Annotated in this window: 11 protein-coding genes; 6 read left to right on the top strand and 5 right to left on the bottom strand. The window is 61.4% G+C overall.

Features of this window, described 5'->3' with window-relative positions; all coding sequences use genetic code 11:
- Positions 1 to 789, top strand: coding sequence for a TatD family hydrolase (locus IFT76_RS12255; RefSeq protein WP_192058763.1), 789 nt, complete (start codon positions 1 to 3; stop codon positions 787 to 789).
- Positions 790 to 882: 93 nt separating this feature from the next.
- On the opposite strand, the gene ampE is transcribed toward IFT76_RS12255, so the two are convergent.
- From ampE to IFT76_RS12240, 3 genes are all read right to left on the bottom strand, one after another.
- Complete coding sequence (gene ampE / locus IFT76_RS12250; protein ID WP_122475259.1) at positions 883 to 1719, bottom strand: regulatory signaling modulator protein AmpE; 837 nt, start codon at positions 1717 to 1719, stop codon at positions 883 to 885.
- Positions 1716 to 2279, bottom strand: a complete 564-nt coding sequence (gene ampD / locus IFT76_RS12245; protein ID WP_192058576.1) for a 1,6-anhydro-N-acetylmuramyl-L-alanine amidase AmpD — start codon at positions 2277 to 2279, stop codon at positions 1716 to 1718. The genes ampE and ampD overlap by 4 nt, the downstream gene beginning before the upstream one ends.
- 93 nt (positions 2280 to 2372) lie before the next feature.
- Positions 2373 to 4595, bottom strand: a complete 2223-nt coding sequence (locus IFT76_RS12240; RefSeq protein WP_192058574.1) for a DUF1631 domain-containing protein — start codon at positions 4593 to 4595, stop codon at positions 2373 to 2375.
- A 276-nt stretch (positions 4596 to 4871) separates the two neighbouring features.
- On the opposite strand from IFT76_RS12240, the gene nadC reads away from it, so the two are divergent.
- From nadC to IFT76_RS12215, 5 genes are all read left to right on the top strand, one after another.
- Entirely contained in the window at positions 4872 to 5720 is an 849-nt protein-coding gene (gene nadC / locus IFT76_RS12235; RefSeq protein ID WP_192058572.1) for a carboxylating nicotinate-nucleotide diphosphorylase, read from the top strand.
- Positions 5721 to 5764: 44 nt separating this feature from the next.
- Positions 5765 to 6019 carry a hypothetical protein gene (locus IFT76_RS12230; protein WP_192058571.1) on the top strand — a complete coding sequence of 85 codons (255 nt, stop codon included), beginning with the start codon at positions 5765 to 5767 and terminating at the stop codon, positions 6017 to 6019.
- A gap of 226 nt (positions 6020 to 6245) precedes the next feature.
- Positions 6246 to 6830 carry an SMI1/KNR4 family protein gene (locus IFT76_RS12225; RefSeq protein WP_122475267.1) on the top strand — a complete coding sequence of 195 codons (585 nt, stop codon included), beginning with the start codon at positions 6246 to 6248 and terminating at the stop codon, positions 6828 to 6830.
- Positions 6831 to 7051: 221 nt separating this feature from the next.
- The gene (locus IFT76_RS12220) at positions 7052 to 7303 is read left to right on the top strand and encodes a type II toxin-antitoxin system HicA family toxin (RefSeq protein WP_122795362.1); all 252 of its coding nucleotides are present in this window, start codon (positions 7052 to 7054) and stop codon (positions 7301 to 7303) included.
- Positions 7300 to 7656 (top strand): type II toxin-antitoxin system HicB family antitoxin, encoded by a 357-nt coding sequence (locus IFT76_RS12215; protein WP_192058569.1) that lies wholly within the window; start codon positions 7300 to 7302, stop codon positions 7654 to 7656. Before IFT76_RS12220 ends, IFT76_RS12215 begins: the two co-directional genes overlap by 4 nt.
- A gap of 17 nt (positions 7657 to 7673) precedes the next feature.
- Here IFT76_RS12215 and IFT76_RS12210 read toward each other — a convergent pair whose 3' ends face one another.
- Together IFT76_RS12210 and IFT76_RS12205 are read right to left on the bottom strand one after the other, a co-directional pair.
- Positions 7674 to 8447 carry an EAL domain-containing protein gene (locus IFT76_RS12210; RefSeq protein WP_192058567.1) on the bottom strand — a complete coding sequence of 258 codons (774 nt, stop codon included), beginning with the start codon at positions 8445 to 8447 and terminating at the stop codon, positions 7674 to 7676.
- 90 nt (positions 8448 to 8537) lie between these two features.
- Positions 8538 to 9155, bottom strand: coding sequence for a TPM domain-containing protein (locus IFT76_RS12205; protein ID WP_122475273.1), 618 nt, complete (start codon positions 9153 to 9155; stop codon positions 8538 to 8540).
- Between the last annotated feature and the right edge of the window lie 15 nt (positions 9156 to 9170).

Here is a 9170-nt window from a genome sequence, read left to right as displayed (position 1 = left end):
GTGCGCTTGATCGACACCCATACTCACCTGGATTTTCCCGACTTCGATGCCGATCGCGCACGCGTGCTGGACACCGCCGCAGCGCGTGGTGTGGAGCGGGTGGTGGTGCTGGGTGTGCATCAAGCCAACTGGCAGCGGGTGTGGGACCTGGCGGTGGCGGACGAGCGGGTGTATGCGGCCTTGGGCCTGCACCCCGTGTTTCTCGAAGAGCACCGGCCCGAGCATGTGACTGCCTTGCGCGAATGGCTTGAGCGTTTGCACGGACACCCGAAGCTGTCTGCAATCGGCGAGTTCGGCCTGGATTACTACCTCAAGGACCTGGATCGCGATCGGCAGCAGGCGTTGTTCGAAGCGCAGTTGGACCTGGCCGTGGCGTTCGAGCTACCGGTGTTGCTGCACGTGCGGCACAGCCATGCGGCAGTGATCGCGACCTTGAAGCGCTTCAAGCTGCCCCGCGCAGGGGTCATTCATGCATTCGCCGGAAGCTGGGAAGAGGCACGGGAGTATTTGAAGCTGGGCTTCAAGCTGGGCCTGGGTGGCGCGCCGACCTGGCCGCAGGCGCTGCGCATGCACAAGGTACTGCCGCGTTTGCCGCTGGAGGCCATCGTTCTGGAAACCGATTCGCCGGACATGGCGCCTGCGATGTATCCGGGTGTACGCAACAGCCCGGAGCATCTGCCGGACATCGCCGAGGCACTGGCGCGCATCATGGGCACCGATGCCACGACCCTCGCCGCTGCGAGCACCCAGAATGCCAGTGCGTTGTTCGGTTGGGCGGATGCGCATTGAACCCGGACGCGGCTCGCGCCGCTGCTACAGGACATTGCGGCACGCCTTCCAACCCGCCGTCCCGCTTCGGCGAACACCATCAACCCTGCAACATCACGCCAACACCGAACACACCGCCAAAACCGCATACCACAACACCCCTGCGCGCACGACCATCTGCCACAGGCTGTCCAACGTCTCCACTCCTACCTGCCCTACCACTGGCGCCGGAACATCACCGGCCACTCGCCCGACGCGATCGATCAGCGCCGCAGCGGTAATTTCCCAGCTGAGCACCTCGTGCAGCATCACCCGGCTGACCGCCACGAAGTTGCCCACCAGAGCAAAGCTGGCCGCAAGCAAACGTACCGGCAGCCAGTCCAGAGCATGACGCAGCCGCTGCGCCCGCAGGGCTATCGCCGGATGCCGAGACTGCTCGGCCACCAGGGCCACCAGCCGATAGACCAGCGCCGCCACCGGACCCAAGGCGGCGTACCAGAAAATCACTGCGAAAAAGCTTTGATAGGCTTCCCACAACAGGTGCCCCTGCACCCTTTGCAGCAGGCTGCCGCCGTTGTCGGCGATGACGCCCATGTCGCGTTCGGCCACATGCACCGCCGCCTGGGTGTCTTCACGGCGCCAGGCATCGCGAAACGGCCCCAGGCCAACCGTGATGTCACCGCGGCCCAGGCTGTAGATCAGCACCAGCAAATGCACCGGCAGCGCCAGCAAGCCATACGCCACCGGCTGCAGTGCATACAGCACGAACGCCAGCAGCAGCGCCGGCAGCGCCACGCCGATGCCCAGCACCAGCCACGGCTCGCGCGCCAGCCCCGGCCGGGCTTCGAGCCGATGCAGTTCACCCAGGAAAAAACCGTCACGTTGCACGCGCTGGCGCAGCCCGGAAAACTTCTCGGCCAGCAGGACCAGCAGCAGCACCAGAAAAATCATCGTGCATCCTCTTCATTCAGCAATGCGGCACGGTAACGTACCCAGTCGAAACAGGGGCCGGGGTCGGTCTTGCGGCCCGGGGCAATGTCGCTGTGGCCGCAGATGCGCTCCACGCTCAGCGCCGCAAAGCGCTCGAGCAACAGCCGAGTCAAGGTCACGAGCGCTGCGTACTGGGCATCGGCGAAGGCTTGATCATCAGTACCTTCCAGTTCGATGCCTACAGAAAAATCATTACAGTTTTCGCGGCCATCGAACAACGACACGCCGGCGTGCCAGGCGCGATCCAGACAGGAGACGAATTGCGTCACCGCACCGTCACGCTCGATGAGAAAATGCGCGGACACGCGCAGATGGGAAATCCCCTCGAAATAGGGATGCTCGCTGCAATCCAGACGGTTCTGGAAAAACTCGTGCACCTTGCCCGTGGCAAACTGCGCCGGCGGCAAGCTGATGTTATGGATGACCAACAGCGAGACTTCGCCGTCGGGACGCTCGTTGAAATTGGGCGAGAGGCAATGGCGAACGCCGTCGCACCATCCCGTAAGGCCGTTCAAGCGCATGAGGTCAACCGCATCTGGAGTCCTGCCGACAATCAAGGCGCTCCAGTATGAACCCTCACGCGCAGGAAGGCAGCCTGCGCGTGGCCGGGTTCATCAGTGTGCCTTGAGCTTGCGCAGGTTGGTGACCACCGAATCCAGGGCTCGATCGAACAACAAGGTGTCGTCGAGCACCCGAACGGTGCCGCGGCGGAACTCGATCGCCAGGCCCATGCGCGTCTTCTCCAGCACCTTCATGCCGGTGCGGTTGACGAACACGTACTTGCCCGAGGTCTCGATGATCGCGGTCAGCTTGCAGCGCAGCTTGAACTCATCGTTTTCCTGCAGTTCCACCCAGCTGCCGACACGCAGCTTGTCGACCTGCAGCAGGCCTGGATCATCGTCGGCCAGGCGTACTTGAGCCTCGCTGTCGGCGGCTTCGCCCGGGGACGCCAGCACGATCTCTTCAACCACCTGCACCAGCGATTCCTCACCAGGCAGCACCCCCTCGACATTCGCCAGATCACGCTGGAACGCCTGCACATGCAGCACCTCCAGCTGACTGAAGAATTCACTGGTGGCGAACGGATCGAACGCGGTGCTGGTGAGACCGTCGCGCAGAGACTTGAGCAAGCCGGGCACCAGTTCCAGCAAACGCATGCGCATTTCCGGGTCGTCGTGAGGTTCGACGCTCCAGATCAGATCGTCGACCGTGGACAAGGCCGCCTGCCACTCGGACGAATTGGCCCCGTGTTTCAGGCACACCAGCAGCAACACGCGGCTCCAGGCGTCCTGCAGCACATTGACCACCACCTGCGGCAGCTTGCGCCCCAGCAGACGGCTGTTGAGTTCTTTCTCGACCAGATGCCGCGCCAGATCCGCACGGGCGCGGCCCTCTTCGGCATCGCGGGTACGCTGTTCGAGCAACTCGCTGCGACGACGCTCGTCATTGCTGAACGCAAGGAAGTCGACCAGCAGCTCGGAAAACAACGAGGTGTCGTCGACGAAATCGTTGAGCAGGCGCTGGACGATCTGGTCGATGCGCAGGTACAGCGCATCGCGCTGATAATCGTCGCGGCTGCCCCAGCCCATCGCCGCCGAGGCGATTTCGTTGAGCAGCCGCCGCGCCGGGTGCGCACCCCGGCTGAAAAAACTCTTGTCCAGTACCGCGACCTTGAGCATGGGAATCTGCAGGCGTGCGATCAGGGCCTTCAGCGAGTCGGGCAGGTTGCGATCGTCGAGGATGAATTCGAACAGCATGGCAATCAGGTTGATGACGTCTTCGTCCATCACCCCGACTACCCGAAACTTGCCGCTCTTGACGCTGACGCGGGTAAGCAGTTGTTCCAGCTGCTGGCGCAGGTCGTAGTCGTTCTGCGGCGGCTGCTGGGGCACGTACTGCTGCAAGTGGGACAGCAGGCGCAGCAGATCGCTGGTCGAGATCGGCATGGCCTCGCTCGGCGGCTCCATCTTCGGCGCCATGCTGCCGCGCAGGTCGTGCAGCAAGTCCTGCAGGGCGCCAAACGCTTCCTGCACATTCTCGTCACGCTGAGCGGACTTGCTCGGCGCCTCGGCGCGTGTTTCCGGCTCGGTGGCAGCGGGGCGCGGGCGGTCGCTGGAGCGGTCGGCGGCGCGACGCGCAGGCGCGGCCTTGAGCTCGGGCAGGATGCCGGCCGCGATGAGCAGTTGATTGGCCTCGGCGTACAGCTGATCGGTATCGGTAAGAACGTATTTCTCGAACAGCTTGAGGATGATCAGCTTGACCTTGATCTCCACACCCAGGCTGCGCCCGGCCTGGAGGAAATAGTCGCACAGCATGACCGGCCCGAGCGGATTGGTGGAATCGTCCAGGCGGCGAGTCAGTAGCACATTCAAGCGGGTCGTCAGTTGGCCCAGGGCAAAACTGTCACGGCTGAGGACCTTGGCCACCATCGCATCCAGTGCCACCGTGCGTTCCAACTCGTCGTTGGGTACCAGCGCCAGCTTGTCGTAGCTCAGCGGCGGCGGCGCGCTGGCCTCGACCGTGTCGTACTGACCGACGCGCACGAAGCTTTCGTAGAATTTCTCGAGGAAACCGCGCTCGATGCTCTTGCGCTTGAGGCGCAGGTCGCGCATGGCTTCGAAGAAGGTATTCTGATCGACGTTGTTCAACGCCCGGTCGGCCATTTCGAACAGGGTATCGTCGGCGTTATCGAACAACACCTGCAGGGCCTGCTTGAGCTGCAGCGCGGCTTTGTCGCGCACCTGCAACAAGACGACAGGCAGGCGCACACTGGCAGGCTGGCTCGCGTGATCAGCGGCAGCCTTGTTCAGTGAAACCACTTTCCCATCGTTCGCCATCAAGACCCCCACCAAGAGAAATAGAGCGTCGACATCCCTGTCAACCACGTGACGTCATTTACCTGACCTCACCGACAGTGATCTCTGACTACCAAGGTGGCAAGCAGTTCAGCGAACACGGGGCTAAGTAGGAGATTGACCGTAAATATGTACGAAAGCTCACAGCAGCCGACCAAATGCACAGCTTTTTACCGTGCGTGAAGGCGCGGGCTACAGGGCTTCGCTCCAAGCGCTGCAGTATCCTATAATCCGGCCACTTTGCCGATGGAGCGCGTCATGTCCAATCTTCGTCTTGCCGATCTGACCGCTGAAATCGAAGCCAACGTGCGCCGTGCGTTGTTCGAAGACGTGGGCAGCGGCGATATCACTGCGCAACTGATCCCGGCCGAGCGCCTGGCCAAGGCCAGCATCATCACCCGCGATGCCTGCACCGTTGCCGGCAGCGCCTGGGTCGATGCCGTGTTTCGCCAACTCGACCCGCGCGTGGCGGTGCATTGGCAGGTAGTGGATGGGCAGCAGGCCCAGCCCAACCAGCCCTTGTTTCACCTCGAAGGCCCGGCACGCTCGCTGCTGACCGGTGAGCGCAGCGCGCTGAATTTTCTGCAACTGCTGTCGGCCGTGGCCACCCGCGCGCGGTATTTCGCCGAGCGTGTCGGCCATACCCAGGTCAAGCTGCTGGACACGCGCAAGACCGTGCCCGGCTTGCGCCTGGCGCAAAAGTACGCGGTGACCTGCGGTGGCTGCCATAACCACCGCATCGGCCTGTACGATGCCTTCCTAATCAAGGAAAACCACATCGCCGCCTGCGGTGGCGTGGCTCAGGCAGTAGCGGCGGCGCAGCGCATCGCGCCGGGCAAGCCGGTGGAAATCGAAGTCGAAAGCCTGGATGAGTTGCGCGAAGCCCTGGCAGCGGGTGCCGACATCGTCATGCTCGACGAGCTCAGCCTCGCCGACATGCGCGAAGCCGTGAGCATCAATGCTGGCCAGGCCAAACTCGAAGCCAGTGGCGGCATCAACGATTCGACCCTGGTCAGCATTGCCGAAACAGGGGTGGACTACATCTCGATCGGCAGCCTGACCAAGGATGTAAAAGCGGTAGACCTGTCCATGCGCCTGAGCCTGTGACAGCCCACATAGATATCGACCAGCAAAGGTATGGAGTTTTCGCAGTGACCAGCACATCCACCCAAGGCGCTCACCGGGTCTACATCATTCGCATCGACGGCACCCGCTTCGGCCCCTTCGACTCGTCCCTGGAGCCCAACAAGGCGTTGATCTTCGAGGTAACGCTCAATGCCGGCGCAGGCGACCGGATCGAGTTGCATGACGCCGCCGGAGAGGTACAGACCCACGTGATTTCCAACACCCACTTCCAGCCACAGATGAGCGACGTGCCTGCGCACTATACCGTTCGCTGGCGCTGACACCCCGCAGGCCTCTGTGAGAGCGGAGCTCTGTCGGAGCGGGCTCTGTGGGAGCGGAGCTCTGTGGCAGCGGCCTCTGTGGGAGCGGGCTCTGCCCGCGAAGAGGCCAGCAGCCCAACAACCCCCTCCAAGTCCCCCCACATACCCCCTGAACAGTAAATTCCCTTGACTCACCGCCACGAATCGCCCAAAGGTGCTCAAACAAAACCCGTGTAAGGAAGCAGCCTTGAGCATCGTCGAACAGTTCCACTCAGGCCTCAAAGCCGCCCTGCCCGCCGCCAGCCTTGACGAACTCGCGTTCGCCACCGGCGCCTCGCCCACCCAACTGGACGCTCTCAAAGAGGTCTACCCGGACTGCCCGGACAGCCTGCTGCAACTGCTTGCCAAGGTGAACGGCACGCACTGGCAGAAGTACGAAAAAGGTGAAGTCTCGGTGCTCATCCTGGGCTCGGACATCGCCGAATACCCGTACTACCTGCGCTCGGTCGAGCAGATCCTCGAAGACCGCGCCGCCAACGACAAAAGCATCGCCGACATCTACGACGACTTCTTTCTGGAAAACCCTGAAATGGTCGATCGACGCATCGACGCCGACGTCAGCCTGGGCGAGCGCCTGTGCTTCTCGCACTGCATGAACAACGGCGGCACGTCAACGCTGTTCATCGACTTCAACCCGACCGGCAAAGGCACCAAAGGCCAGGTCATCCGCTTCGTCCACGACCCGGACGAATACGTGGTCATCGCCGACAGCTTCGACGACTACCTGAAGATGCTGATCGACGACAAGTTCGCGTTCATTCTCGAAGATTGATGCACCAATGACCGAGCTCATTCCACGAATAAGCTCGGTCATTGCATGGATAGTTACAACTCGTATTACCCCTCGGCCTCAGGGCCTTCCCGTACCCCCGCACACCCTTCGTATCACTTCCATTTGTCCGAAAACCCGGCCCTGCGCTACACATAGCTGGGCAGCACACATTGACGTGACAACGGACAGCAACTAAATTCAGTTGCACAGAAGGAGTGGTAATGTCCAGGCATGGAAAGCTGGTCGCCAAACTGATCTCGCAGGAAAGTGAGTTCACATGGCCTGAACTGGTGAGCCTGCTGCAGGGGTTCGGCTTTCAGCCAGTCCAGGGAAGCGGCAGCCGCGTGAAGTTCCACAATGGTAATCCCGCAGCGTTGATCAGCCTTCATCGCCCTCATCCGGGTAGTGAAATCAAGCCCTACATCCGCCGCCAGATCATCGCCCAATTGAAAAATGGAGGCTTGCTGCCATGAACCAACTGCTTCAACACCGCGGCTACTTCGGATCGATCGAAGCAAGCCCGGAAGACGACTGCCTGTATGGCAAAGCACAGTTCATTCGGGCGCTGATCAGCTATGAAGGGCAAACCGTTGCGCAATTGATTGCCGCTTTTCAGGCCGCAGTGGATGACTATCTGGACACCTGCGCGGATTTGAAGGTCACGCCGGAGATTTCCTGCAAGGGCTCCTTCAATGTGCGCATTGGCCACGAACTGCATCTGGCGGCCAGCATCGCGGCAAATCGGCAAAGCATTACGCTCAATGACCTGACCAAACAGGCACTCGCCAGTTATCTGCATTACGAGTCGACAAACCGTGCCGAATGATCAGCCTGCCAGACACTTCAAGGCTTGAGCGGCAACTCGCCGATGGCGGGACGGGCGAACAGGTAGCCTTGCTGCAGATCGATACCCAATGATTGCAAGGCCGTGCTTTCACCGACGGTTTCGACGCCCTCGGCCACCACTGTGATGTTCAGCTTGCCGGCCACCAGCACGATCCCCGCCACGATGGCTTGCCGCACGGCGTCTTGATCCAGCGCGCGAGTCAGCGCCATGTCGATTTTCAGCACGTTGGGCTGGAATGTCGCCAGCATGTTCAAACCCGAATACCCCGAACCGAAATCGTCGATTGCCGTAGTGAAGCCCTGCTTCTCGTATTCAGCGAAAATCGACTGCAGATGCGCCGGATCATCCACACGCTCACCTTCGGTGACTTCGAACATCAGCCGATTCAGCGGAAAACCGAATTCACGCGCAGCCTCGAGCGTTGCGCGAATGCACGTTTCGGCGCGGTAGACGGCCTTGGGCAGGAAATTGATGCTCAGCAGGCAGTCGGGCAAGTCGAGCAAACCCCAACGGGTCGCCAATTCGATGGCCTTGACCCGGCAGGCCTGGTCGAAGCGGTAGCGATTGCCATCGTTCACCATACTCAAGATGCTGAACGCGGACTCGCCGTTGATGCCGCGCACCAGCGCCTCGTACGCCCAGGGCTTGCCACTGCGCACGTCGAGAATCGGCTGGAACGCCATGGTGAAGTCGAAACCCAGTGCATCCAGGTTTCGACAGTCGGAACAACCCACTGCCTTGAACGGCTGGGGAAAAATGATCGGGCTCATAGCGAGGCTCCGTGGGCAAAGAACGAATGATAGCGCATTGCCACTTTGACAGCTCATAGCCTCGCTAGATCCGTCTGATTGGCCGAACGGTCAGCCCAGTACGACCAACCGATCCGGTAGCTCGTTACGAGGATGAGTGACCGGCACGTGCTCACGCAACACCTCGCCACACGCCTGGATACAGCCGACGAAACCTTCCATCGTTTCACCGCGCTTGACCCGCGCAGTGAACGCTTCGACGATCGCGTTCCAGGTGTCATCCCCGACGCGACTGGAAATCCCCTCGTCCACCAGAATTTCCACGTACCGTTCTGCCTCCGAAACGAAGATCAGCATCCCCGTTCCGCCCTGAGTGTGATGCAATTTGCGCTCCAGAAACTGCCGGCGCGCCATGTTCGCCGCTCGCCAATGCCGCACTCGGCGCGGTACCAACGCCGTGGTCAGGGCCGGAATGCGAAACAGCAGCCCCAGCACGATGAAGGTTGCCCATTGCGCCAGTAGCAACTGATGAGCGTTCAGCCAACCGGGGTAATAATTGATCAGACCCGGCACCAGCAATGCGATCAACCCCGCCCACAACAACGGAATGTAGGTGTAGTCGTCCGAGTGCGGTGCAAGCACCGTGACCAGCTCGGCGTCGGTGTGCAGTTCTGCCTCGGCAATCGCCGTGGCCACGCGCTTCTGCGCGCTTTCGTCCAGTAATGTCATGCTGCGTACCCGCTC

The organism is Pseudomonas sp. CFBP 13727 (assembly GCF_014841915.1).
GTDB lineage: Bacteria > Pseudomonadota > Gammaproteobacteria > Pseudomonadales > Pseudomonadaceae > Aquipseudomonas > Aquipseudomonas baltica.
This window is presented reverse-complemented; position numbering and strand designations above follow the sequence as displayed.